Origin of the sequence: Spirosoma flavum (assembly GCF_042686045.1) — a bacterium.
GTDB classification, from domain to species: domain Bacteria; phylum Bacteroidota; class Bacteroidia; order Cytophagales; family Spirosomataceae; genus Spirosoma; species Spirosoma flavum.
This window is the reverse complement of record NZ_JBHUOM010000002.1, coordinates 556,214-580,779: the sequence shown is the minus strand read 5'-3', so window position 1 is coordinate 580,779 and position 24,566 is coordinate 556,214. Positions and strand designations below refer to the sequence as shown.

General features: G+C 46.7%; 22 protein-coding genes. 12 read left to right on the top strand and 10 right to left on the bottom strand.

The features are described 5' to 3' along the window. Nucleotides 1-402: a preprotein translocase subunit SecG gene (secG, locus tag ACFS25_RS07895; protein ID WP_381498332.1), complete on the top strand. Its 402-nt coding sequence runs from the start codon at nt 1-3 to the stop codon at nt 400-402. Between the two features lie 63 nt (nt 403-465). Here the strand turns inward: secG and ACFS25_RS07890 are convergent, their stop codons facing one another. After that, entirely contained in the window at nt 466-1,173 is a 708-nt protein-coding gene (locus tag ACFS25_RS07890) for a hypothetical protein (protein ID WP_381498330.1), read from the bottom strand. Nucleotides 1,174-1,438: 265 nt separating this feature from the next. On the opposite strand from ACFS25_RS07890, the gene ACFS25_RS07885 reads away from it, so the two are divergent. Then, nucleotides 1,439-1,735, top strand: a complete 297-nt coding sequence (locus tag ACFS25_RS07885) for a co-chaperone GroES (protein ID WP_381498327.1) — start codon at nt 1,439-1,441, stop codon at nt 1,733-1,735. Between the two features lie 105 nt (nt 1,736-1,840). Further along, nucleotides 1,841-3,481, top strand: a complete 1,641-nt coding sequence (groL, locus tag ACFS25_RS07880) for a chaperonin GroEL (RefSeq protein ID WP_381498324.1) — start codon at nt 1,841-1,843, stop codon at nt 3,479-3,481. Between the two features lie 550 nt (nt 3,482-4,031). Here groL and ACFS25_RS07875 read toward each other — a convergent pair. Then, on the bottom strand, nt 4,032-4,694 hold the full coding sequence (locus ACFS25_RS07875) for an ABC transporter ATP-binding protein (protein WP_381498320.1): 663 nt from the start codon (nt 4,692-4,694) through the stop codon (nt 4,032-4,034). 175 nt (nt 4,695-4,869) lie between these two features. Between ACFS25_RS07875 and sucC the strand changes: the two genes are divergently transcribed. After that, entirely contained in the window at nt 4,870-6,087 is a 1,218-nt protein-coding gene (gene sucC, locus ACFS25_RS07870) for an ADP-forming succinate--CoA ligase subunit beta (protein WP_381498317.1), read from the top strand. A gap of 88 nt (nt 6,088-6,175) precedes the next feature. Here sucC and ACFS25_RS07865 read toward each other — a convergent pair whose 3' ends face one another. Next, a complete protein-coding gene (locus ACFS25_RS07865) occupies nt 6,176-7,012 on the bottom strand; it encodes a M48 family metallopeptidase (RefSeq protein ID WP_381498314.1) in 837 nt (278 codons plus the stop codon). Nucleotides 7,013-7,224: 212 nt separating this feature from the next. Between ACFS25_RS07865 and ACFS25_RS07860 the strand changes: the two genes are divergently transcribed. The 8 genes from ACFS25_RS07860 to ACFS25_RS07825 all read left to right on the top strand — a co-directional run bounded on the left by ACFS25_RS07860 (nt 7,225) and on the right by ACFS25_RS07825 (nt 14,194). Further along, nucleotides 7,225-7,836 carry a fumarylacetoacetate hydrolase family protein gene (locus ACFS25_RS07860; protein WP_381498311.1) on the top strand — a complete coding sequence of 204 codons (612 nt, stop codon included), beginning with the start codon at nt 7,225-7,227 and terminating at the stop codon, nt 7,834-7,836. A gap of 152 nt (nt 7,837-7,988) precedes the next feature. Next, nucleotides 7,989-9,974: a M23 family metallopeptidase gene (locus ACFS25_RS07855; protein WP_381500800.1), complete on the top strand. Its 1,986-nt coding sequence runs from the start codon at nt 7,989-7,991 to the stop codon at nt 9,972-9,974. A gap of 56 nt (nt 9,975-10,030) precedes the next feature. Then, nucleotides 10,031-10,480, top strand: a complete 450-nt coding sequence (gene bcp, locus ACFS25_RS07850) for a thioredoxin-dependent thiol peroxidase (protein WP_381498308.1) — start codon at nt 10,031-10,033, stop codon at nt 10,478-10,480. Between the two features lie 58 nt (nt 10,481-10,538). Next, nucleotides 10,539-11,396 (top strand): transketolase, encoded by an 858-nt coding sequence (locus ACFS25_RS07845; RefSeq protein WP_381498305.1) that lies wholly within the window; start codon nt 10,539-10,541, stop codon nt 11,394-11,396. A 155-nt stretch (nt 11,397-11,551) separates the two neighbouring features. Beyond that, a complete protein-coding gene (locus ACFS25_RS07840; protein WP_381498302.1) occupies nt 11,552-12,505 on the top strand; it encodes a transketolase family protein in 954 nt (317 codons plus the stop codon). Between the two features lie 117 nt (nt 12,506-12,622). Then, nucleotides 12,623-13,195, top strand: coding sequence for an RNA polymerase sigma factor (locus tag ACFS25_RS07835; protein ID WP_381498299.1), 573 nt, complete (start codon nt 12,623-12,625; stop codon nt 13,193-13,195). A 71-nt stretch (nt 13,196-13,266) separates the two neighbouring features. Further along, nucleotides 13,267-13,731, top strand: coding sequence for a hypothetical protein (locus tag ACFS25_RS07830; RefSeq protein WP_381498297.1), 465 nt, complete (start codon nt 13,267-13,269; stop codon nt 13,729-13,731). A 25-nt stretch (nt 13,732-13,756) separates the two neighbouring features. Beyond that, nucleotides 13,757-14,194, top strand: coding sequence for a hypothetical protein (locus ACFS25_RS07825; protein WP_381498295.1), 438 nt, complete (start codon nt 13,757-13,759; stop codon nt 14,192-14,194). Nucleotides 14,195-14,316: 122 nt separating this feature from the next. On the opposite strand, the gene ACFS25_RS07820 is transcribed toward ACFS25_RS07825, so the two are convergent. From ACFS25_RS07820 to ACFS25_RS07790, 7 genes are all read right to left on the bottom strand, one after another. Continuing rightward, a complete protein-coding gene (locus ACFS25_RS07820; RefSeq protein WP_381498294.1) occupies nt 14,317-15,474 on the bottom strand; it encodes a Gfo/Idh/MocA family protein in 1,158 nt (385 codons plus the stop codon). Between the two features lie 118 nt (nt 15,475-15,592). Beyond that, a complete protein-coding gene (locus ACFS25_RS07815; protein ID WP_381498291.1) occupies nt 15,593-16,624 on the bottom strand; it encodes a sugar phosphate isomerase/epimerase family protein in 1,032 nt (343 codons plus the stop codon). A 61-nt stretch (nt 16,625-16,685) separates the two neighbouring features. Continuing rightward, the gene (locus ACFS25_RS07810; protein WP_381498289.1) at nt 16,686-17,909 is read right to left on the bottom strand and encodes a class I mannose-6-phosphate isomerase; all 1,224 of its coding nucleotides are present in this window, start codon (nt 17,907-17,909) and stop codon (nt 16,686-16,688) included. A gap of 17 nt (nt 17,910-17,926) precedes the next feature. After that, nucleotides 17,927-18,991: an aldose 1-epimerase family protein gene (locus ACFS25_RS07805; RefSeq protein WP_381498286.1), complete on the bottom strand. Its 1,065-nt coding sequence runs from the start codon at nt 18,989-18,991 to the stop codon at nt 17,927-17,929. 140 nt (nt 18,992-19,131) lie between these two features. Beyond that, nucleotides 19,132-19,854, bottom strand: a complete 723-nt coding sequence (locus ACFS25_RS07800) for a 3-keto-disaccharide hydrolase (RefSeq protein WP_381500797.1) — start codon at nt 19,852-19,854, stop codon at nt 19,132-19,134. Nucleotides 19,855-19,990: 136 nt separating this feature from the next. Continuing rightward, nucleotides 19,991-22,699, bottom strand: a complete 2,709-nt coding sequence (locus tag ACFS25_RS07795; RefSeq protein ID WP_381498282.1) for a heme-binding protein — start codon at nt 22,697-22,699, stop codon at nt 19,991-19,993. A gap of 302 nt (nt 22,700-23,001) precedes the next feature. Continuing rightward, nucleotides 23,002-24,519 carry a RagB/SusD family nutrient uptake outer membrane protein gene (locus tag ACFS25_RS07790; protein WP_381498279.1) on the bottom strand — a complete coding sequence of 506 codons (1,518 nt, stop codon included), beginning with the start codon at nt 24,517-24,519 and terminating at the stop codon, nt 23,002-23,004. Between the last annotated feature and the right edge of the window lie 47 nt (nt 24,520-24,566).

Here is a 24,566-nt window from a genome sequence, read left to right as displayed (position 1 = left end):
ATGATAACGGCAACTATTGTCATCATTTGTATTCTCACCGTTCTTCTGATTCTTATTGTCCTTGTTCAGAACTCAAAAGGGGGAGGGCTGACCGGCGAATTCGGTGGCTTAGGTTCTAACCAACTTATGGGCGTAAAAAAAACCACTGACCTGCTGGAGCAGATTACGTGGGGTCTTGGCATTGCTATTATGGTACTGTCGCTATCGACCTACATCATGGTTGACCGCACCCAGCTAGGCGGTATCAATAGTGCAAACGTAGATCGGGCGCAAACCCAAACGCTACCGGGTGCGGCAGCACCAACACCAGGTGCTACACCAAATCAGGCGGTTCCAAGCCAGTCCCCTGGTGCAACTCCGACACCAGGCACGCCTACCCCGGTACCAACGCCCCAAAAGTAAGTTGTGCAAAAAACTATGTTACGAGCCACGCCCTTTCAGGCGTGGCTTTTTAGTTTAGCCTGTTTAGGCGACTACCTGTGCCAGCAACTGCCGGGCAATTGGCAACAGCGTCTCTTGCACAGGGTACGTTTGCTGGCTCTCCAATATAAACGTTGCTGGATTGGGCATATGTCGATGCCGCCGAATTAGATCGAGCTTTATGTTCTCGACTGTATTGACCAGACTCTTTCGCACAACCTCAACAAACCGCAGTTGTACTAACCGCCCACCCGGCTCCTGATCCGAATAGAGAGTCAGGCAGAAATAATACACCTGCGTTTCGGCCTGATTAGTCGCATTTAAAAGCAAGTATCCCTCTTCTGGACGTAAGGGTAACAAACCCACCGGCGCGAGTGTAAGTGATTTTGCAATATCGGCCCAACGCTGTTGTCCTTCAGCCAGCATAGCCTGGAAGCGCGGTAAGGCAAACTCCATAATAGCATCCATTTCTGCCATGAATGCGGAGTCCGTTACCTCAGATTTGTATTCGATTCGGGGGGGTGGTCCAGTAACTCGGCTAATACGCTTGGGAAACGCAGCATTTAACGTACCTTTGCCCCTCGAAAAACGAATACCAGCATCGTAGTGACTGCGTAATTCAGGCAGGTCCGGGCAAAGTTTGTGCTCTACGAAGTTCTGCTGAACCGCTTGCAAGTATGCCATCACGACGTATTTCTGATATTCGGCGTCAAGCCAATTTTGCGTAAACCAGTCAGATTGTAATTTTTTCATAAACCGGAGAAACTCATTTTTGGGTGTATGATTTGGTTAAACTAGCCAATCGTTACCAAACTGCCAAATTCTATTTGCTAAAGGTTGTTCATTCACCGAAGGAAATTTAGCTAAAGTAGCGAATGGCAGTATGTCAGTCAGAAACCGGAAAATTTGGCAGTTCAGCGTATTGGCACAGTAATTGGCGATCGAGAACCCGGGGCCGCCCGTGCGGTCGTGTAAGTACAATACACAAACAGTAAATAACCTTAATCAACTCATTATCATGGTAGCAGAAATGGAAAGCGTTAAAGTGAACGTGAAACCGCTGTCCGACCGGGTGCTGGTAGAAGCCGCACCGGCTGAGGAAAAAACCTCGTTCGGCATTATCATTCCCGATACGGCAAAGGAAAAGCCACAGCGTGGCACAGTGATAGCCATTGGCACAGGTAAGAAAGATGAACCACTAACGGTTCAGGTGGGCGATACGGTATTGTATGGCAAATATGCTGGTACAGAAATCACCGTTGAAGGTAAAGAGTACCTGATCATGCGTGAATCCGACATTTTCGCAATCCTGTAAGCAGACGTTAGATAACGGACACCGATAAAAGACTGTTTTGATTCTTTTTCTTTCGTCTTGTTTCTTCGGTCTAAATCATCATTAATAACTCATTATTAACCAATCATGGCTAAGAAAATTTTCTTCGATACCGAAGCCCGCGAGCGTATTAAAAAGGGTGTTGACACCCTTGCTGATGCGGTGAAAGTTACCCTCGGACCTAAAGGCCGGAACGTAATTCTTGATAAAAAATTCGGCTCACCTGTTATCACCAAAGATGGTGTGACGGTTGCTAAAGAAATTGAACTGAGAGATGCCATGGAAAACATGGGTGCTCAGTTAGTAAAAGAAGTAGCTTCGAAAACCGCTGATTCAGCTGGTGATGGGACAACAACTGCTACCGTATTGGCACAGGCGATCTACTCGATCGGTGCGAAAAACGTAGCGGCTGGTGCCAATCCAATGGATCTAAAACGTGGTATCGAGAAAGCTGTTATAGCTGTAACAGCTAATTTGGCCCAACAAGCGCAGACCGTTGGCGATGATTTCAGCAAAATCAAGCAAGTAGCAACGATCTCGGCCAACTACGATGACGAAATCGGTTCTATGATTGCCGAAGCCATGCAAAAGGTGGGCAAAGAAGGTGTCATTACGGTTGAAGAAGCGCGCGGAACTGAAACGGAAGTTAAAACCGTAGAAGGGATGCAGTTTGACCGGGGTTACCTATCGCCGTATTTCGTGACGAACACCGAGAAAATGGAAGTTGATCTGGAACGTCCGTTCATCTTGATTTCGGAAAAGAAAGTATCGTCGATGAAAGAACTGTTACCAGTTTTGGAACAGGTTGCTCAAACCGGCCGTCCTTTGTTAATCATTGCTGAAGACGTTGATGGTGAAGCACTTGCTACTCTGGTAGTAAACAAAATTCGTGGCGCACTGAAAGTGGCTGCCGTGAAAGCTCCAGGTTTTGGTGACCGTCGGAAAGCTATGCTGGAAGACATCGCTATCCTAACGGGTGGCCAGGTTATCAGCGAAGAACGTGGTTTCAAACTTGAAAACGCGTCGATCGAATACTTGGGTCAGGCTGAAAAAATTCTGATCGACAAAGACAATACAACTATTGTCAATGGTGTTGGTGAGAAAGAAAATATTACGGGTCGAGTAAATCAAATTAAAGCCCAAATCGAAAACACGACATCAGATTACGACCGCGAGAAATTGCAGGAACGTCTGGCTAAACTGTCGGGTGGTGTGGCTATTCTCTACATTGGTGCTGCTACCGAAGTAGAAATGAAAGAAAAGAAAGATCGCGTTGACGATGCGCTGCATGCAACTCGCGCAGCCGTTGAAGAAGGCATCGTAACGGGTGGTGGTATTGCTCTGATCCGAGCTATCTCGGCTCTGGATGGCATTACAGCTATCAACGAAGACGAAAAAACTGGTATCAATATCATTCGTCAGGCGCTGGAATCACCCCTACGGACGATTGTAGCTAACGCCGGTGGCGAAGGTTCAGTAGTTGTAAACAAAGTAAAAGAAGGTACGGGTGGTTATGGCTACAACGCCAAAAACGACACGTACGAAGATCTGTTTGCAGCTGGTGTTATTGATCCTAAAAAAGTAACGCGTTTGGCATTAGAAAACGCAGCGTCTATCGCTGGTCTGTTGCTAACAACCGAGTGTGTCATTGCTGACGAGCCAGAAGAAGCTCCAGCCGGTGGCGGTGCAGGTATGCACGGCGGTGGCGGCATGGGCGGCATGATGTAATATCAAGTTGCTGATTACTTTATACTAAAAATGTCCCCGTCGAAAGATTGGGGACATTTTTTATGCGTTTAATTGGCTGAATTACAACCATATATTATTATCTACGATACTCTATTCAGTTGAAAGTAAAGGATTTGGCTGCACACTGTTAAAAAAATCCTCCATATTAGGACAATAGACAGACGCTGTCTATTACGACCTGAACTTGTATGGGATGCTGCGGGAAGATTACGGACAACAGAGAGAAATGTATACGTATCTCTGCACAAGGTATACTTACAAAACCGACATATTGACAAACAAAAAAGCCAAGCGAGACACTCTCTTGGCTTTCTGATTTACTCAACGTTATGAAAAACTTTTCTTTTCGACACAATAATAAAACAAAAATACAGAAATTAGTGTCTTTTCTCTAAAAAAATATTTACGGAAATTCAAAACAAATTGATAACCAATAAATTACGACTTTAAATGCTTCTAGCTTTCGCTCTCTAAATAAGTATATTTACTCAGAAAAATTTATCGAAATCTTAATTTTACCTGTTTCCTGCTAAGTAAATATGAGACCATCTCTAATAGTTACAGTTCTATCAGCCAGGGCTGCCAAAGCCTCATTATGAGTTACAATAATAAACGTTTGACCAAGTTCGTCGCGAAGGCGGAAGAATAACTGGTGTAGATCTTCGGCATTACGCGAATCGAGATTTCCGCTGGGTTCATCGGCAAACACAATAGCTGGTTCATTGATCAATGCCCGTGCCACCGCTGCCCGCTGCTGCTCTCCACCCGACAGTTGTGAAGGCAAATTAGTCAAGCGGTGTTTCAGTCCAAGCGTCGTCAGCAGTGATTCAGCACGTTGCCGAACAGCCCGCTCATCCTTGCCAGCAATGAAACCCGGTAAACACACGTTTTCGAGCGCCGTAAATTCGGGCAACAGGTTATTAAACTGAAATACAAAACCGATGCGTTCATTCCGAAACTGTGCCAGTTGACGGTCATTCAGCGTAAATACATTTTGTCCGGCGATGTGAAGCTCGCCCGAATCGGGACGGTCAAGCGTGCCAAGAATTTGCAACAAAGTAGTTTTACCCGCTCCTGATGCGCCGACAATAGACACGACCTCACCCGGTTCGATAGCTAAATTAATCCCTTTAAGTACGGGTAGATCGCCATAGTTTCGGCGAATGTCGGTCGTTTGAAGTAATGATTTCATAGGGAATAATAACCCGCCAGCCATCGGCGGTCGCTTTGCGATGAAAAACTAGTGAATCACGAATTGAGGTTTAGATCGTTATGCTTATACCTCATCATTCTCATCCATCATTCATCATTTCGTGCTAACTTGCCGCACAAAAATACGATTTCCAATCCTCCTTGTTGCAGTTGTCATGAATATACACGAGTATCAGGGTAAAGAAATTCTCAAAAAGTACGGTGTCCGCATTCAGGAGGGCATCGTTGCTGAGTCGCCCGAGAAAGCCGTTGAAGCCGCCAAGCAAATTATGGCGCAGTCCGGCTCAAAGTTCGTTGTTGTAAAATCGCAGATTCACGCGGGTGGACGTGGTAAAGGCAAAATCGTTGGCAGTGAGCAGCGGGGTGTGGCCTTGGCCAAGTCGGTTGATGATGTGCGCGACATCGCTAAAAACCTTATCGGTAATGTACTCGTAACGCACCAAACCGGCCCTGAAGGCAAGAAGGTGAATAAGATACTTATCGCTCAGGATGTGTATTACCCCGGTCCTTCGGAACCAAAAGAGATGTACATCGGCATCCTGCTTGACCGCTCAAAAGCCTGCAATGTTATCATGGCTAGCACAGAAGGCGGCATGGACATTGAAGAGGTAGCCGCGAATACGCCCGAAAAAATCACAAAAGAATGGATTGACCCAGCCGTGGGTTTACAGCCATTTCAGGCCCGAAAAGTAGCGTTCGGCTTGGGGTTGGAAGGTGAAGCGTTTAAGGAAATGGTAAAATTCGTAACGTCGCTTTATAAAGCGTATGTCGATACGGATGCGTCCATGTTTGAGATCAACCCAGTTTTGAAAACATCAGATAACAAGATTCTGGCCGTTGATGCGAAAGTAGACATAGACGACAATGCCCTGTACCGTCATCCCGACTTGAAGGCGATGCGTGACTTAGCCGAAGAGGATCCACTCGAAGTTGAAGCCTCGTCTAACGACCTGAACTATGTAAAACTTGATGGTAATGTAGGTTGCATGGTGAACGGCGCCGGACTGGCGATGGCCACTATGGACATCATTAAATTATCAGGTGGTGAACCGGCTAACTTCCTCGATGTTGGGGGTGGAGCTAACGCCAAAACGGTTGAAGCAGGCTTCCGAATTATTCTGAAAGACCCCAACGTGAAGGCGATTCTAATCAATATTTTTGGTGGTATCGTGCGTTGCGACCGTGTAGCAACAGGTGTTGTAGAAGCCTACAAAGCTATCGGTGATATTCCTGTTCCGATTATTGTTCGCTTGCAGGGCACCAATGCTGAAGAAGGCGCAAAAATCATTGATGAATCAGGTCTGAAAGTACAATCAGCCGTCTTGTTAAAAGAAGCTGCCGAAAAAGTACGTCAGGTTATAGCCTCCTTATAAGTTCCAGCAGTTTTTTTCTGTTAGATATTTACACAGAAAAGCCAAAGCTCACGCTTCGGCTTTTCTGTGTATAGGCAATAGGTTAATTCTACCGTCCCCGGTTGCTGGCATAATACTTTTGGGCATCAGGAAGTAATTTCTGTAAGTCACCAATCCGACGTGCGTCAGAAGGGTGATCAGACATAAATTCGGCCGGCGCTTTACCACCACCCGCTTTGGCCATACGTGTCCAAAACGTAATGGCTTCAGCGGGATCATACCCGGCCATCGACATAAAAATCAAGCCGAGGTGATCAGCTTCTGACTCCTGTTTACGGCTATGTGGCAAACCAACACCATACTGATAGGCCAGTGGTCCCACTACGCCAAATGCCTGTTGAAACAGGGCCTGGGTTTGCGCACTCTTTCCAGAAGTACCAATTCCTGTAGCCACTTGACCAGCTTGAAGAAGACCATTGGCAACCAGCCCTTCGCTCATGCGTTCGTTACCATGTTCGGCAATAGCATGTGAGACTTCATGCCCTAATACCGTCGCTAAACCGGCTTCATTCTGTGTATAGGGCAATATACCTGAGTAAACAACGATTTTTCCGCCAGGCATACACCAGGCATTCACCTGACCACTCTGCACCAGGTGATATTCCCATTTAAACCCTTCGAGTCGTTTGCTATACCCGTTACTGTTCATGTAACTTTCGACAGCTTGCCGAATACGATTTCCAACCCGATTAACCATTTCGGCATCTCCATTGCTGGTAGCGACCACCCGGCTGGTATCTAAAAATGCTTTGTACTGGGTAAAACTCATTGCGAGCATGTCATTATTAGGCACTAAAATCAGTTGTTTTCGTCCCGTAAGAGGTACTTTCTCGCAGGCGGTTACCGCAAAAGCAAGTGATAACATAACAATTATGACTCTTTTCATTTGTGTGTGTTTTATAGTGGTTGGGTATTCTAGCTTTATATGACCCGCAAGGTACCAGAATTGTTCAAAATTTTCTGAACCGGTGCGGTCAGGCCCTCTTTAGTCCTTAGATTTGTAGTCTTCGTATAGGTTTAATGTAATGTGGTCAGCCAGCGTTTACAAAAATCCATACATTGTCAAAATAAAGCACCAGTTGTCTCTGCGTTATATCTATGAAAATTATTTGCGTTGGCCGCAATTACGCCGAACATATTAAGGAACTCAACAACGAACATCCCGAGGATCCGGTCATTTTCATGAAGCCCGAAACGGCGATTCCGTTGAAAAATGAGCCTTTTTTTTACCCCGATTTCTCCAATGACGTTCATCATGAAGTGGAAATTCTGGTAAAAATAAACCGGGTAGGAAAGAACATCGACGGGAAATTCGCGCATAAGTATTACGATGAAATTGGGGTTGGGATTGACTTTACAGCCCGTGATGTTCAGAGCAAATTAAAAGCGAAAGGTTTACCCTGGGAACTAGCTAAAGGTTTTAACGGCTCCGCTCCTATTTCAGGGTTCGTGCCTAAGACAGACTTTCCCGATTTACAAAATTTAAACTTCCGGTTAGATGTGAATGGCGAGACCCGTCAGCAGGGAAATACAAGCATGATGCTGTTCAAAATTGACTATCTCATTTCGTTTGTATCGAGGTATTTTTTGCTACAGCAGGGTGATATCATCTTTACTGGAACGCCTAAAGGGGTTGGTCCCGTGCAAATTGGTGACCGGCTAACGGCATTCATTGACGATAAGCCAATGCTGACGTTTGATGTAAAATGAACGTTTTTGATTTGTTAAACTAGACTGTCAAGTTTGACTAACCCTAACGTTTTCAATTAATTTAACTTTTGAGAAAAGCATTAATTTATCAGTTGGTAGGAACCGCTCTTTTAACTTCGGGTTGGGCAATCGGGCAAAATAGGCTGGATTCAATGCCAACAAATTCGACTACCACAACAGGCTATCTTCAACCCGGCACTATCGAAAACGGTTATTTTCTATTTCCGATTCAACCCGGTGCTACCAATTCGCTATCAGGCGGTATGGGCGACTTACGCCCCAATCATTTCCACGCGGGCCTGGATATTCGTACCGGTGGTCGCGAAGGGTTGAACGTTCACGCAGCTGCAGATGGTTATGTGTCGCGGATTGCCGTTTTTACTGGTGGCTATGGCAACGTCATGTTCATCAAACATCCCAACGGCCTCACCACCGTTTATGGCCACCTTAAAAAGTTAAATGATTCGCTTGGCGTCTATCTTCGCACACTGCAATACCAGAAAAAAACTTTTGAAATTGATCTCCGTCCGCAACCGGGGCAATTTCCGGTCAAGAAAGGTGATGTAATTGCCGCGTCGGGCAACACGGGTGGTTCAGGCGGCCCACACTTGCATTTCGAAATTCGCGATGCAAAAGATAATTTGATTAACCCGTTACTCTACAATTTTTCAGAAATTCAGGATGATGTACCACCTTATTTTGAGCGCATCGCCCTGAAAACTATGACTGCCACATCGCGTATCAATGGTGAATATCAGCGCATTGGGTACGCACCCGTTCGTCAGGCCGATGGCTCATACATTCTTACCAAACCTATTACGGCCTCAGGATTAATTGGCTTGGAGGTGTTAGGGTATGATAAAACCAATGGGTCACCCTATCGCAATGGTATCAGTTGTTTAGAAATCCGGCTCGATGGTCGTGAGGTATTTGCCTACAACATGAACAGTTTCCCAAACGAGCAGACGCGGTTCATGAATATCCATGAAAACTACGAGGTAGAGCAAATAACCGGCCAGCGGTACCACCGGGCTTACATTGCGGATGGCAATATCCTGAATTTATACAAGTTACAAAGTAACGCAGCCTACCGAGGCCGGTTGCCCTTACTGGACGGGCAACCTCACGAGGTTACACTAATTCTCTATGATGCTTATGATCATGCGGCCCGACTCACGTTTACGATTCTGCCCGAAGTAGCGACGACAAATCCCCCCTCAATGGATTCGTTGACCGTTCATTCGGTAAGTTACTCGCCGGAATTAGCCGACAGCGAGTCTGCCGTAACCGTTACGACCGATGAAAATGTGTTGAAATTAACGGTTAAGAATATCGGGACAGGCAATCCACCCGTTGCAAAACTCATCACTGGACGTACTGTAACAGAGCAACCGGTTAGTTATATCCGTAACAACCAAGCCATTTATCTTATAGATTTGCGTCAGACTTTGCCCGACTCAGTACAATTTGGTCGGGGTGTAGTACGAACAAATTTTAAAAAACGGATTATACCAGGCCAGAAGGAGGTTTTTACGGAAGGTAACACTCGGCTGGAATTTAGCTCAAAAACGTTGTTTGATACGTTACATCTGGCAATGCGACCGTTGCCGGGTGGCGGCTTGGAAATTAATCAGGCTACTATTCCACTTAATGATTACCTAACCGTTCACTATGTGCCAAATTATCCAATTGCCATCGATACTATGCGAACCAAAGCGTATTGGATTAGTGGTGGTCGGGAAAGTTTTCTAGGTGGGACATGGAACAAAGGAAAGATTGAGTTTAAAACCCGTTCGCTTGGTCGGTTTCAATTGTTAACCGATGCCAATCCACCAGCGGTTGAAATTTTGACCGCTACGCCCAAAGGTATTACGGCCAAAATTCGGGATGATCTATCGGGAATTTCCGAGTTCCGTGCGTTGGTCAACGGCGAGTGGGTATTAATGCAATACGATTACAAACGGGCCTTGCTGTGGTCGGATAAATTGAATGAAGACGAGCCGTTTGAAAGCGGTGCCGAGGTGCTAATACAAGTGAAAGATCGTTCGGGCAACATAGGCTCTGACAGCACAACTATTGAAGTACCTCATCCAGTGGTACGGCGCAAAACAGCTCCGAAACGACGAAAGAGACGATAACCATTAACCCTATAAGGTTTTTACAAACCTTATAGGGTTGCTGAAACCATAACTACATGAGCCTGAACATCGGCGATCCTGCCCCCGATTTTACGAGTACTGACCAGAATGGCCAGCTGATTAAACTGTCTGACTATCGAGGCAAAAAAGTAGTAATTTATTTTTATCCCAAAGATGATACGCCGGGCTGCACCGCGCAGGCCTGTAGTCTTCGTGATCATTACGCCGATTTACAGACAGCAGGTTACGAAGTTTTGGGTGTAAGCATAGATGACCAGAAGTCACATAAAAAATTTATTGGAAAATACGATTTACCGTTTACACTCATATCCGATACCGATAAGAAAGTTGTTGAAGCCTACGATGTTTGGAAAGAAAAATCAATGTATGGCCGAACCTACATGGGCACGGTACGAACGACGTTTCTGATTGATGAAAACGGCGTTATTACCGATATTATCAGTAAGATAGATACCAAAGAACACGCAAAACAGATTTTGACGTAACGCGGGTGGAAACCCGTCATTTTTGATTGAAAAAGCGGGTTTCCACCCGCACTACTACATGGAAATCGAACAACTCAAACACACTGCAACCGCCGTTCGGCGCGACATTCTCCGTATGGTTGCGGCCGTTAATTCGGGACACCCCGGCGGCTCTTTAGGCTGCACCGATTTTTTTGTCGCTCTTTATTTTGAGGTGATGAACCGAAAAAAAGATGCCGATGGCAAGCCCATCTTTGACATGGATGGTCGCAACGAAGACCTTTTCTTTCTGTCGAACGGCCACATTTCACCCGTATTTTATTCGGTGCTGGCACGGGCGGGTTACTTCCCAATTGAAGAATTAGCGACTTTTCGCAAGTTAGATAGCCGCTTACAAGGCCACCCAACTACGGCTGAACACCTTCCGGGTATTCGCATTGCATCGGGTTCGCTGGGCCAGGGGTTATCGGTAGCAAATGGTGCGGCTTACTCGAAGAAACTCAATGGCGACAAAAGTCATGTGTATGTTTTGATGGGCGATGGTGAGCAGCAGGAAGGACAGGTTTGGGAAGCAGCTCAGTTTGCACCCAATAAAAAGCTTGGCAATATTACCGCTGTCATTGATCTCAACCACGCCCAAATTGACGGCACTACCGACAATGTAAACAGCAATCGTGACCTGGCCGCTAAATACCGGGCCTTTGGCTGGTTCGTGGATGAGATGGAGGGTAACGATATTGCAGATGTAATTCGGACACTCCAAAAATCGCAGGAAAACCCAGACGTTCCAACGATGATTCTGATGCACACCGAAATGGGTTTCGGCGTCGAGTACATGGTAGGCAACTACAAATGGCATGGCACCGCACCCAACGCGGCTCAATTAACGCAAGCCCTGAACGGGTTACCCTTATCGGTGGGCGTAACGGATTATTGATTTTAGTGTCTGTAGAGACTAGTGCTAATGCAATTTCTATTTGCATCAGATAAATCTTCCGAGCAGGAAAACTCCGCTCGTCAATGAAAATATACGATCAGAAGACCGCACCGATGGATTAAAAACACGTTGCGTCTCAATATCCAAACGAATACATGAAAAAGTACGAATATACTGAGCAAAAAGACACCCGGTCGGGCTTCGGCGCGGGTATAGCCGAATTGGGTAAGTCACACCCTAATGTTATCGCTCTAACGGCTGATCTGGCTGGTTCTCTCAAACTAGACGTTTTCATTAAAGAGAACCCAGAACGGTTTATCCAGTGTGGTATTGCCGAAGCGAACATGATTGGCGTATCGGCGGGTCTGACCATCGGTGGCCACATTCCCTTCGCCACAACATTCGCAAATTTCGCTACCGGTCGGGTTTATGACCAAATTCGTCAGTCGGTCGCTTACTCGAATAAGAATGTTAAAATCTGCGCATCGCACGCGGGTCTAACACTCGGCGAAGATGGCGCTACCCACCAGATTCTGGAAGATTTAGGCATGATGAAAATGCTGCCTAACATGACAGTCATTAATCCTTGTGATTATAACCAGACAAAAGCGGCTACCCTTGCCATTGCCGACCATGTTGGACCAGTTTACCTACGCTTTGGTCGGCCAGTAATTCCAGTCTTTTCGCCTGCCGACCAGAAGTTTGAAATTGGCAAAGCGTGGACCGTCAACGAAGGCAGCGATGTGTCGATTTTCTGCACCGGTCACCTGGTTTGGGAAGCTATTAAAGCGGGTGAAATCCTGTCCGAACAAGGAATTGAAGCTGATATTATCAACATTCACACGATTAAACCGTTAGATGAAGAGGCCATCCTGGCATCGGTGAAGAAAACGGGTTGTGCCGTATCGGCTGAAGAGCACATGATTAATGGTGGTTTAGGTGACAGTGTAGCGCAGGTATTGGCTCGCTTCTACCCCGCCCCGCTCGAATACGTAGGCGTTCATGACACCTTCGGCGAAAGCGCAACTCCCGATCAACTCATGCAGAAATATGGCCTTACCGCCGACAAAATTGTTGAGCAGGTGAAGAAAGTGATGGCAAGAAAGTAGAGATCGGTGCGGCATACTTACGTTCCCTAACTAGCTGTTTCATATTAGCGGCACAAGAGGGCTACTGTGTAAAAGGCGTGACTATGCCGCGCTGGATGGTCTCTACATTATAAACGAATGACTGACGAAGAAATCCTCGCCAAATACCGCGACCTGTCAAGCCGGAACTACGCCTTTAATTTGCTGGTACGCAAGTACCAGCAGAAAATTTATTGGCATATCCGTAAAATGGTCATCGACCACGAAGACACGGACGATTTGGTACAGGAAACATTTATTAAAGTATGGAAAAGCCTGGAACAGTTTCGGGGTGATAGTCAGTTATATACTTGGATTTACCGTATTGCCACTAATGAATGCCTTAACTTCCTTAGCAAGAAACGACGACGGTTTTTTCTGCCCATCGGCGATGTTGAAGGTGAGTTGATGGAAAAGCTGGAAAGCAACTCTGCTTATGTTACTACAGGCAACGATCCAAGTGGCGAGGAGATACAATTGAAGTTGCAAAAGGCGCTTCTTAAACTTCCCGACAAACAGCGGTTAGTTTTCAACATGAAATACTTCGATGATATGAAATACGAAGAGATTTCGGAGATTACCGGAACGTCTGTTGGTGCGTTGAAAGCATCATATCACCTGGCAACTAAAAAAATAGAAGATTATCTGACTAAAACTGATACGACCGATTAAACCTCAGCCGTTCAGCCTTGTCAAATACTAATAACCAGAGACTGAATTGTGTGATACACACACCACTTACCATGAACGAGGATAATAACTTCCGGCTTGACGAATTACCACCAGAACACCCGATGCGGCAACACCCGTTTGTGGCACCGGATGGCTATTTCGATACGCTGCCCTCGCGGGTACAGGCTCGTGTAAATCACCGAACTAAGTCAGCATTCAGTATTAGCTGGTCTTGGCAACGGACAACGGCTTCATTAGTTGGGGCCAGCCTGATTGCCTTGCTCGTTTGGCAAACATTGCCCCAACGCCAGGAGTCATTGCCAAGCGAGGCATTGGCCGGTGTGAGTAATGAAATCATTACAGCTTACCTCGACGAGCAAGGTGTTAACGCTGATGAATTAGCTGACAGTCAACAACTTCACAATTCATTAGGAAATGATACGACTGCCATTCAGTACCTGAACGTGCAGCCCAATGACATTCAGCAGCATATTAAGGACGAAACGGTATTTGACAGTCCGAATGTCGGCTCCTGATTTTAGAATGGTTAACTTTACCGCGATGAAACACGCATGGATTGGCTGGATGATTGCTCTGACACTGACGACTCAATTCGCCAAAGCGCAGAACGACATTAACGGAAGGCAGAAAATTGAATCGGCAAAGATTGGTTTGATTACCAATCGCCTAAACCTGACTACCGATCAGGCTCCGCAGTTTTGGGCTGTTTACAACGAATACAATTCTAAGAAGCAGGAATTGAACCGTCGGGTCAGGCAACTAAATAATGCGCCGTCACGTACCAGTCTTAATGATGAGCAATTAGTAAACGGCTTGCGGGAAGTTAACTCGACCAAACAAAAACTTGCCGATCTCGATGAGGAATATATGAGTCGGTTTCTGAAAGTTATTTCACCGGCTCAGTTAGCTGAGTTGTATAAAACGGAACAAATGTTCAATAAAATGCTCCTGAACAAACTGAATAATCAAATTAATTAAGGAGCCTGACTATATCAATAAGAAGCCTGACCGAATTTCGGTCAGGCTTCTTATTGATATAGTCAGGTGATTTTGTTGAGGAGACACATCAGAAATGTTCCCTTTACTGCAACCTGCTTGGTCTATATACCCTTGGCACCGGTATCTTTCCAGCTTTTAGAAGCTGCCGACTCCAGAACAGCTTCACAAACTTTCTGGGTTTGCAACGCATCCTGAAAGGTTGGTGCACAGGGTTCGCCGGTTTCCAGGCTCTTGAGGAAATCAGCTACCTGGTGAACAAAGGTGTGCTCATACCCTATGCTCGTTCCCGGTATCCACCAGCGTTTCATGTAAGGCTGATCACTATCCGTTACAAGGATGGACCGCCAACCACGGACAATTGACTCATCGGCATAATCAAAATATTCCAGGCGGTTCATATCATGAAGATCCCAACGAATGGACGCATTTTCGCCGTTGATCTCAAGCGTGTACAAAGCCTTATGTCCACGAGCGTAACGCGTAGCCTCAAAGAGACCCAACGAGCCATTTTCAAAATGACAATGAAAAATGCAGGCATCATCAATGCTAACTTTCTGTACTTTACCAGTTAACTGATGAACCCGTTCTTTGACGAAGGTCTCCGTCATAGCTGATACATCGGTGATACCACCGTTCAGCCACATGGCGGTGTCGATACAGTGAGCCAGCAAATCTCCCGTCACACCAGACCCAGCTGCGTCGGCATCCAGTCGCCACAGAGCAGCTCCCCCTTGCGGCAGGTCTGCATTGATAGTCCAGTCCTGCAAAAAGTTGGCCCGATAATGGAATATTTTGCCAAGCTTACCTGAATCGATAATCTGCTTGGCCAGTGTAACAGCCGGAACACGGCGATAGTTGTACCAAACGGTATTCTGAACTCCCGCTTTGTCGACAGCCTCCACCATACGTTGCGCTTCGGCTAAGGTACGAGCAAGGGGTTTTTCGCACAAGATCATTTTTCCGGCTTCAGCGGCAGCAATCGCGATTTCGGCGTGCGTATCATTTGGCGTACAAATATCGACTGCGTCAATGTCGTCCCGAGCGATGATAGCCCTCCAATCGGTTTCTACTGACTCATACCCCCACTGATCGGCAAATTTTCGCAGGTTTTCTTCGTTGCGTGAGCAAACCGCTTTCAACACCGGACGGTACTCCAGTTCGGGAAAGAAGTCGCCAATGCGTTTATATCCGTTAGAATGAGTTCGGCCCATTAAACCGGTGCCGATTAAACCAATTCTTAGTTCTTTCTTCGGTGTCATTTTTCAGGTTCAGGATTGTTGGACTAGTCTGTATACTCTCTTATGGGTCAGCGAAACCATACCGAGATGCAACGTATTATCGCACCGGCGAACCGGTCTCTACATGACCAAGCATTTTTTACGCTTCGTACCAGCCATGTGCTTTTCGGACATTGATCATGGTAGCCAGAATATCGTTCCAGGTATGCTGGTTAGTCATCACCGCATTGGGGAACATACAGCCATCCCAACAGATGTGTTTGAAGGCTTTTGTCAGTATACCGTTTTCGTCGCGTAACCAATAACCGGCATCATGAACAACATCTAGTTTACCATTTGGGTCTAATGCCTGGCAATGGCGACCTGTTTTATCGTGTGAGCCGGAGCCAAATACCGTTCCGTCGTTTTGGGCAACGTGGAAGTCTATGGTCCAGGGGCGTAATGCCTGGGTTATGGTTTTGAGGGCATCCTCTAAAGTAGCCCGGTCGCTCCAATCAAAGTCGGGGGGTAAAATACGGTCCTGTTCCCGGTTATAGCCTAAAGTGTACAATAACGTGTGCGCCATATCGGCCTGAAAACCCATATTCGGACGATCAACGGCTTCCAGCGTTTCAAGCATGGTTTTCCAACTATGCATGCCGCCCCAGCAGATTTCACCTTCGGCAGCTAGTTTTTCACCGTATTCAGCCGCTACATCGCAGGCTTCGCGGAAGGTTTGGGCAATGAGTTTAGAATTCCCCGTCGGATCGGCATCCCAGTCGTGCGGAGAACTGGCCGAATCGATGCGTACCACACCACTTGGGCGAATACCGAGTTCAGTCAGTTTCTGGCCGATATGGCATGATTTACGCACCATCTCAACAAAGCTGGCCCGATCTTCTTTACTGCCCATAGCCGGACCACCCCATATTGGCGCTACCAACGAGCCAATTTTAAGGTTATATCCGCCTACTTTATCGGCCAGTTTTTTAATTTCATCATCCGATATATTGACATCAATGTGCTCGAAGAGAGCTAGATCGACGCCATCGAATTTCACCCCATCTACTTCAGCCGCAGCTGTCAGTTCCAGCATGGTATCGAAACCCACAACGGGTTCGGAATCGGGACCTTTTCCAACAACACCCGGCCACATGGCGTTGTGGAGTTTAGGATAGTTATTCTCGTTCATGAGAAGAAAGAGTAAGGATTGTTAATTAGTTATCCTCACCGGACTAAATTCCGGTGAACGTCTACAGAACCAGATCAGGATTATTTGGGCCAAAGTGTTTCAGCATGACAATTGGGTCTGTTGTCGAGGCATTGACAATGGTAATCCCTTCGCGAGCAGCTTTTTCGCTCACAAAAAACTCATCATTAGTTAGCTGGCCGTACCGAATCAGGGCAGGCGTTTCAATAGCCCAATCGCCCATTTTTCCATGTCCCTGCATCATAATCAAGCCATAGGCAGCACTATCTTTTATGGTTACAGTTTCTCCCGGAAAAACGGTAAGTTCTTTCGCACTGAAGGCGTCTGATTTGTAACACACCCAGACCTCACTATAGCCTTCGGCTTTCATCTCGTCCACATCCCGAACCGGCTTCGGAACCATATATCGGTTTGCCATCATTTGTGGGTCAGTATTCAACTCCCAATCAATGGCTTCCATCAGTTGATCAAAATCACCGATTCGATCTTTGGGCGTCCCATTCCAAAGCAGTTCTTCAGGAATGATAGCTTCGTTGACCAGCGATTGGTACATGGCAAAGACATCAGACGCTTTTTGCGGCTCATACGTGCACATACTTCCCGGCGCATGAAGCAGTCCCGGCGGCACATCCCAACCCGTACCGGGTTCCAGTCGGTAAGCTGACGAGTAATTGGTGATCTTGTTATCGCCTTTGGTGAAGTTTTGTAAGCACTCTTTAATCTGCTCTTTCGAGGTGCCAGGAGCGATTCCGATAAACGTATAGGGGAAATCACCACCGTGGTTATTCACCTGGGGCGGGAAATAATAGGCTTCGGGTTTACCCAATTGGCCAATCAGGGCTGCCTGCTCATCGTTGTGGTGCAGGTGATGGGGCAGAGGGCCCATATTATCAAAAAACTTAGAGTACATAGGCCAGGCACCGTACTCACTCCACAAACGGTCGCCGATCAATTCGCCTTTCAACTCACTCACGGCATCCTTCAGCAAAAACTGAACTTCCTTGCCGTCATCATTGAAAACAACATGACTCAAGCCTTCATTTTCGCTCGTCAATGGACCATTTTTAGCGGGGGTCGTTGAGGAGAACCAACGTTCGTCGATGCCGCCCCGCTCGCCACCCAACACGTAATAATCATCCGGGTGAAGTTTAATTCGACGCCCTGGCACACAAAAAGACCGAGGTACCCACGTTGGGGTTAGCCGCAAAATTCCCTTCCCCTGTTCTAATGCTTTTGCTATTAAACTCAGTTTTTCCGTTGTTTCCATAAGAGGTTTATTAGTAGTCAGCTACCATGTATTGACATAAAGTCGTTGATCGCAACTTTCTCATGTAAGATTTCAATCTCTAAATCGTACGTCCGGATTTCGCCCGGTGCCAAAAAGATAAGCGTGCTCTGTTCACGAGCTTTTGCCTGTCCAATTAACTGATTAGTAGATGGTTCGAGGCCCGTCACGTATTCGCCCTTCCCCCAATGCTGCCAATTAATTAGCCAGGGCAACTGCGCCTTCTGAAACCGTAAGGCCATCGCAATGCCAAGTTGAGCATTATGCAATCCGGCAGTACATTGCCCTGAACTATCGGGAGTACTATCAATTGATGCAACTGCTTCGCCAGTGCCGCTGTGCGCGTCTATCGGAGCAGGGCACTTACGAAAGGTATTACCTTCATGAAAGATATCAGCGTTAATACCGCCTTCCCGCGCCTGCCAGTTTCCCTGCCAGATAATATCGGTTCCTTCGTCGACCAAAGGCCAACCGAAATTAAAATGGTAAAGCAGCATGTGTGGCGCGGGTGCATTACCCCTATTTATGACTTCATCATGAATCCGGATAAAAGGCTGTCCAAGTGTGCCGGATATGGTCCGTCTTAATTCCAGACTAGGCCCAAATATCTTCGTTTCCTTTATTATACCGGTGATGCTCATCTCTAGTTTACCCGCTCTGGGATCAGGCTGGATAATGGATTCGATTTCGGCGGGGCAGTTGCTTATTTGCCCATGCAATCCCCGCTCGCCGTACTCATCCTGTTCGGGACCACCCACGTGCGAGAGTCCGCAGGTGATTAATAAGCCACCGCCAAATGTCCGCAACCAGCCAGCACCTTTGTCCGAAAAGGGTTGGGGTGGCGTAATACCCGTGTGGCTGAGCCAGGCCAGACTGTGTTGATTATAAAAGGCATCGGCAATGTCCATTGCGCGGTCAATGACCACTTTATAGCGCAGTCCCGTTCCGGTATTTATCCAAGCAATCCGCGTACCCCGCCCAGTGCCATTATCCAGCGTTGATGTCTCGATACCGCCGATCTGGGTGTGATTCGATACTTTATCCGTCCAGGATTGTTGAGTCAAGACTGTTTTCAATTATCGTCGGCCAATGCCGCTTTAACCTAACAAGGGATAGAGAACGAGATTTTTTGACAGGATTAACAAGATTGTGTTTGAATGAAAATCTTGTTAATCCTGTCAAAAAAGAAAAAATATTAATTTTATTACAACTGCTTCAGCATCAGATTCCGGTATTGCACTTTCATGGGCGGACCAACGTGAACCTGTACGCCTAGTAGACCTTTTTCTTTTCTGTTAACAGCGTCGTCATCCGTGACATCACTCATCAGTACATCGTTGATGTAGTGTTGAAGATGATTACCTTTTACGACCAAATGAAATGTATTCCAGTTTTCAGATTTAATTAATGTCTTTAGTGAATCTGAACTACCCAACGACCCAACGACTGCCAATCCGCTCCAGGCATTGTTTTTAACATTTGCCCTTACTTCCTCCGGCGTCATCGGTCCAGTTGGTGCTTTTATAAGCGTTTTCTGACCGCGATAGGCTAGCGTCGTCCGTTTACGTTCTTCGTAGTTCTGCCCCGTATACCGGTTCGCTCCATCTATATCTTCCTGATAACCTTTCAACGCAAACGGAACGTCGGTTAGCTGTTCGCTTCGGTAGTTGATACCAGAATTACCCTCGCTAGTGATGTTAAACTCGCCGGTAAACTCAAAATCTCCCGGCTCTCCCCCCCGCCAGATAATAAAGGAGTTGGTTTTCAGCAACGTAGCGGGCGTAATCTCACCCACCAAATTACCGTTCTCTACCCGCCAGTAAGTTGGATCACCATCCCAACCCTTGAGCGTTTTTCCATCAAAAATCTTAACAAAGCCATCTTTCTTCTTTTGCGCCATGCAGGACATATTGATACTGGCGGTCATCACGACCGCTAGTAATAGTCCTACTTGTAAAAACCTGGAAGCTATCCTTTTTACCATGTCGATTTCTCTTTTAGGGTTTTGGGTAGCGTGGACGGTTGGTCTATAGACTGCAATAGCGAACCGTCCACGTTACGCTTTATTTACCTTTCACTGCACCACCTGTCGTTTTATACACCTCATTGTCCTGATTACCGCCCGACTTTAGGTAGGCTATCAAGTCTTTGAGTTCTCCAGGATTCAGGCTGTTAATAAGGCCTGGGAGCATAATTGAAACGGTTGAATTTTTCTTTGACACTACGTCTTTCTTCGAGACTTTCCGAAGATCATCCGGGGCAAATGGGTTCTGAGAAATTGAATAGTTAGCCTTGTCTTCATTAACCAGGCGACCCAATACCGACTGACCGTTCTTCAGCGTGAAAATGGTTGACACGTACTGATCCGAGATGGCTTTGTCGGGATAAATGATAGACTCCAGTATATCTTTATTTGAGAAGCGGGTGCCAAGCTGAGTCAGTTCAGGGCCGATGTCTCCACCTTGTCCCCCCATCGAATGGCAACGGCTACATAAAATGGCCGAGTAGATCTTTTTCCCTGTATCGAAATTACGGGCAACCAGACCACTGTCAACAACCATTAAGGCACTATCTAATTTCCAGGGCCGACCGGGGCCTTTAGGAGAAAAGTCGCTAACAAAATCGTTGCCAGATGTAGTCAATAAATCGGCTCCCGACAATTTATTGTATTTCTCAAACTGGTCTTTAGGTACGTGATTTAAGGCCAGTTTACGGGCTCTGTCAATGAAACCAACATAACTTCGCCCGCCTTGATATTTAAACGCATTGGCAAACCAGCTGAAGTATTTGTTCCGAAGTTCAGGTGTCCAGCCAGTATCTTCACGACTGAGCATTACGGCATAGAACGTTTGTTGCAGGGGCGGCACCTTTGCCAGCATATTGGCAATATCGAGACCATATTGCGGATTGCGCAGAATAAGATCGGAAGAAGCTGTACTGGTTTCTAGTCCAAGGTCTTTACTACCAGGTTCGTCTTTTATATCCATGAGCGCCAGCGTTTTATTGACCACACCCGGTGCTTCCAGAGCAATCAAGACCTTGCTTAATCCCCGGTTTATCAGAGCCGTTTTAGCTGGATAGTGAGGATTCAGATAAGCAATGGCTTTTTCTCTATCAGCGCCTTCGGGCATGCCCATCCGCAGGAAAACCAGTTCGAACGCACGACACAGATCAAACTGCTGAGATTCCGGCAGCTGATCGTATTTTATTGTCAACAACGCGTTGAGCAATTGGCTTTTTTGAGCCGGAGTACCCTGCCGGGCCAGCGCGATGGCCGCTTGCGTTAAGCGTTGTGGATCGGTTTCGGTGAATACGCGATCCTGCCATTGGGCTACAGGCTGGTGTTCAACAGCAATCCGGGCGGCATACCGAACAAAGCGGTCGGGATGGTTCAGATTGGGCCATGCAGCCGCAATGGCTGCCGGATTAGCGCCTTGATGGTACTGCTCTAACTGGGTTCTAAGTTGATGTTCTTTTGTCAGAACAGGTGCCTTGGCAACGGGCGTTACCGATTCTGTGCCGGTATAAGTAATCCGGTACAAATCAGACTCCAGGCGACGCCCACCAGTCAGAAAATAAAGCGCTCCGTCGGGTCCGAACATACCGTCGGTCAGAGGCAGCGGTGAGCCCGAAATAAATTCTTCCCGCTCAGCTTCGTAGGTAGCCCCTTTAGGCTTTAGATGAATTGAATAAATGATCCCAAAACTCCAGTCGAAGGCGAACAATGACTGACGGTATCGCTGTGGGAATCGTGCGTTATCGCCGTAAACAAGGTTCGTAGGCGATCCCTGACCAATGTTCAAAACGGGTGGTAAATTGTCTGGATTACCGGGCAGCCACTTGCCATTACCCGTACGCCAGCCAAATTCAGCACCGCTGGTGACGTGGCAAATACGAGTCGGTCGATACCAGGGTAGGCCAAAATCCCACTCCATGTCAGAATCATAGGTAAACATATCACCTGCTTCATTGAAGGCAATATCAAATGCATTTCTGAAACCAGCACCCATCAGTTCCCAACGCTTTCCTTCCGGATCAACATTAGCCACCCAGCCGCCGGGGGCCATTCGATTGTTAGCATGACCGCGTGGGTCTTTTATCTGCGGGAACAGATTATCTTCCTTCCAGTTAGACGGCAGGCGATAGGCATCCATTTGCGGCACATCGGTATGGTTACCCGCAATGACGTATAATGATTTCTTATCGGGTGAAAGCTTTATACTATGGGGACCATGTTCGCCCGGTTCACCTTTGAGGGCTTTTAGTAAGGTTACTTTGTCGAACTGGTCGTCGCCATCGGTGTCTTGCAAGCGGTAGAGGCCGCTACCTTTACTGAAGTTTTTGTTTTCCCAGTTGTTCACCATTACGTAGAGGCTATTGAAGGCATACAATAAGCCCTGCGCGTAGCCCATACCTACAGTTGTATCGCCCGGCTGAACAATACCAACTTTCAGCTTTTCGATTTTAGGTTGCTGCATCCCAGAGCCAACAGGCGGCAATTCCAGCCGATACAAAAATCCGTATTGATCTGACGTAATCATCCGGCCTTTATCGTCGAAGGCCATAGCAACCCAAGAGCCTTGCTTGTTATCGGAGGGGCTATATAAATGCTCAGCCTTAAAGCCGGGTTGCAGCTTTAACTTATCAAGTTTCGGGTTGTCTGCTTTGGTCGTTTCGGACGTTACTCCGCTCATATTGACCCAAGATGTTCCAGCAAGTGCAATAGCCGAAACAATAAGCAGCAACTTGGCTGGTTTGTACGTGAAAAACATAATACTATTGAGTAAGTAAATTAATATCAATGCCTCGGTGGGCTGTCGAATTGAAAACGTGCTGTAACCTTCTCATATAAAGCATAAGATGATAGCGATATACCGGCTTTTTGTCTATTAATAGATAGGTGAAAGAATAGAAGCAGAGCCGAAACGATTCTGCTTCTAGATAACCAACCTTGATTTCACAAAGAAAAAGTCACAAAACTCATCTCCTCCTGTAGAAGAGAAAATTGCTACCAGCGCAATACATCCGGTCAACAAGTCGGTTGTTATTTGCCAGAAGCCGACTTATTGAGAAATTAGAAATTAGGCGTTAATGCAGACTCAACCGCCGGAAGACCATAGTAATCATCCAATACGGTGAAGGCATTCGGTGGAGGAATCGCGCCTTTAGGGAAATAATAGGCGTCTGGATTGGCTTTCACACGAGCTCCATAGGCACTAATAATCTCCTTCACACGGCCCGTTCTGGTCAGATCGAACCAGCGTTTGTTTTCAAAGGCCAGCTCAACGCGTCTTTCCTTAAAGATAGCCTCGCGCATATCGGCTTGCGATGATGCTGTCGTAGCAGCTAGACCCGCACGAGCCCGCACTTGGTTTATGTAGGTAGCGGCTTCGCCAGCTTTACCCTGCTCGTTCAAGGATTCGGCTAAAAACAATAACACTTCTGCATAGCGATAGACAGGCCAGTTCGTGCCGGTGTTACCATGCAATGCATGCGTTCGTGCATATTTTTTGATGTATGGATACGTCTGGTTAACCCGCAGACTCTGGCTTAGGGTAACGTAACCAATGGAAATATCTTTCCGTTTGTCACCCGTTTCGTAAGCCGCAATAAGATCCGGCGTCGGAATATTATTGCTCTCCTGAGACGTAGGCTGCGTATTAGACGTACCGGTAATAGGATTCAATTCAGCGATTGTTATGGGAGAGGGTATAAAGCGATAAATGAAACTACCACTATAGCCCGCCGAACCTTCTAAATACTGAACCTCAAAAACCGATTCCTGATTGTTCTTGTTACTGGCCGAAAACGAAAAAGCCTGGTTATAATCAGGCATGAGCACATACCCGTCATTGGTAATAACCGATTTCATTAAGGGTTCTGCCAGTGCCCATTTCTTCTGCGTGATATACAAGTTCGCCAATAGCGTTTTTGCGGCTCCCGATGTTGCCCGACCAGGTTCCTGGTTCAATTTATTTAACAACAGGGTGCTAGCAGCCAACGCATCCTTCTCAATCTGCGCATAAATTTGATCGGTCGTTGATAAGGGCAATGCCGCATCTTCACGACCCACAACAGGCGTTAAATGCAGGGGAACCTTACCGAACAAACGAACCAAATCGAAGTAAGCGAATGCTCTGAGAAATAAGGCTTGCCCCTTCAGATTGCCCTTGGATGCATCTGAACTAAACGTTATTCCGGCACCGTCGATTAGCGCCAGAATTTGATTGGCCCGAGAGATAATCAAATAATCGAGTCGATATTGTTGCAGTACGTTGTCGTTCGCTGTGACCCCGCCAGATGTCGGAACCGCAAAATCAGCGACGTTCTCCGTCGGATCTACAGCCCCATAAAGCGTATTCCGGGCATAATACGTATTGTCGGAGTGCATTTCCTCTAATACCCATGCCCGATCGTTGAAGCTAGACCGAAGTGGCACATAAGTCCCATTAACCGCTTGCAGGAAATCGGATTCTGTTTTGAAGAACGTAGCCGAACTAAGGGCCGTTTGAGGAACAATGGTCAAAAAATCTTTCTGGCAACCAGTTAGGGCAACGCCTAAAAGCCAGGTAGCTATAAGTTTTGTTTTCATCCTTTGTGACTAGTAAGAATGTTAAAAAATAAGTTTGATAGACTTTA

What these genes read in the sequence shown, in the direction of transcription:
- secG (WP_381498332.1), top strand. Translation starts at nt 1, where the DNA reads ATGATAACGGCAACTATTGTCATCATTTGTATTCTCACCGTTCTTCTG.
- ACFS25_RS07890 (WP_381498330.1), bottom strand. Translation starts at nt 1,173, where the DNA reads ATGAAAAAATTACAATCTGACTGGTTTACGCAAAATTGGCTTGACGCC.
- ACFS25_RS07885 (WP_381498327.1), top strand. Translation starts at nt 1,439, where the DNA reads ATGGTAGCAGAAATGGAAAGCGTTAAAGTGAACGTGAAACCGCTGTCC.
- groL (WP_381498324.1), top strand. Translation starts at nt 1,841, where the DNA reads ATGGCTAAGAAAATTTTCTTCGATACCGAAGCCCGCGAGCGTATTAAA.
- ACFS25_RS07875 (WP_381498320.1), bottom strand. Translation starts at nt 4,694, where the DNA reads ATGAAATCATTACTTCAAACGACCGACATTCGCCGAAACTATGGCGAT.
- sucC (WP_381498317.1), top strand. Translation starts at nt 4,870, where the DNA reads ATGAATATACACGAGTATCAGGGTAAAGAAATTCTCAAAAAGTACGGT.
- ACFS25_RS07865 (WP_381498314.1), bottom strand. Translation starts at nt 7,012, where the DNA reads ATGAAAAGAGTCATAATTGTTATGTTATCACTTGCTTTTGCGGTAACC.
- ACFS25_RS07860 (WP_381498311.1), top strand. Translation starts at nt 7,225, where the DNA reads ATGAAAATTATTTGCGTTGGCCGCAATTACGCCGAACATATTAAGGAA.
- ACFS25_RS07855 (WP_381500800.1), top strand. Translation starts at nt 7,989, where the DNA reads ATGCCAACAAATTCGACTACCACAACAGGCTATCTTCAACCCGGCACT.
- bcp (WP_381498308.1), top strand. Translation starts at nt 10,031, where the DNA reads ATGAGCCTGAACATCGGCGATCCTGCCCCCGATTTTACGAGTACTGAC.
- ACFS25_RS07845 (WP_381498305.1), top strand. Translation starts at nt 10,539, where the DNA reads ATGGAAATCGAACAACTCAAACACACTGCAACCGCCGTTCGGCGCGAC.
- ACFS25_RS07840 (WP_381498302.1), top strand. Translation starts at nt 11,552, where the DNA reads ATGAAAAAGTACGAATATACTGAGCAAAAAGACACCCGGTCGGGCTTC.
- ACFS25_RS07835 (WP_381498299.1), top strand. Translation starts at nt 12,623, where the DNA reads ATGACTGACGAAGAAATCCTCGCCAAATACCGCGACCTGTCAAGCCGG.
- ACFS25_RS07830 (WP_381498297.1), top strand. Translation starts at nt 13,267, where the DNA reads ATGAACGAGGATAATAACTTCCGGCTTGACGAATTACCACCAGAACAC.
- ACFS25_RS07825 (WP_381498295.1), top strand. Translation starts at nt 13,757, where the DNA reads ATGAAACACGCATGGATTGGCTGGATGATTGCTCTGACACTGACGACT.
- ACFS25_RS07820 (WP_381498294.1), bottom strand. Translation starts at nt 15,474, where the DNA reads ATGACACCGAAGAAAGAACTAAGAATTGGTTTAATCGGCACCGGTTTA.
- ACFS25_RS07815 (WP_381498291.1), bottom strand. Translation starts at nt 16,624, where the DNA reads ATGAACGAGAATAACTATCCTAAACTCCACAACGCCATGTGGCCGGGT.
- ACFS25_RS07810 (WP_381498289.1), bottom strand. Translation starts at nt 17,909, where the DNA reads ATGGAAACAACGGAAAAACTGAGTTTAATAGCAAAAGCATTAGAACAG.
- ACFS25_RS07800 (WP_381500797.1), bottom strand. Translation starts at nt 19,854, where the DNA reads ATGACCGCCAGTATCAATATGTCCTGCATGGCGCAAAAGAAGAAAGAT.
- ACFS25_RS07795 (WP_381498282.1), bottom strand. Translation starts at nt 22,699, where the DNA reads ATGTTTTTCACGTACAAACCAGCCAAGTTGCTGCTTATTGTTTCGGCT.
- ACFS25_RS07790 (WP_381498279.1), bottom strand. Translation starts at nt 24,519, where the DNA reads ATGAAAACAAAACTTATAGCTACCTGGCTTTTAGGCGTTGCCCTAACT.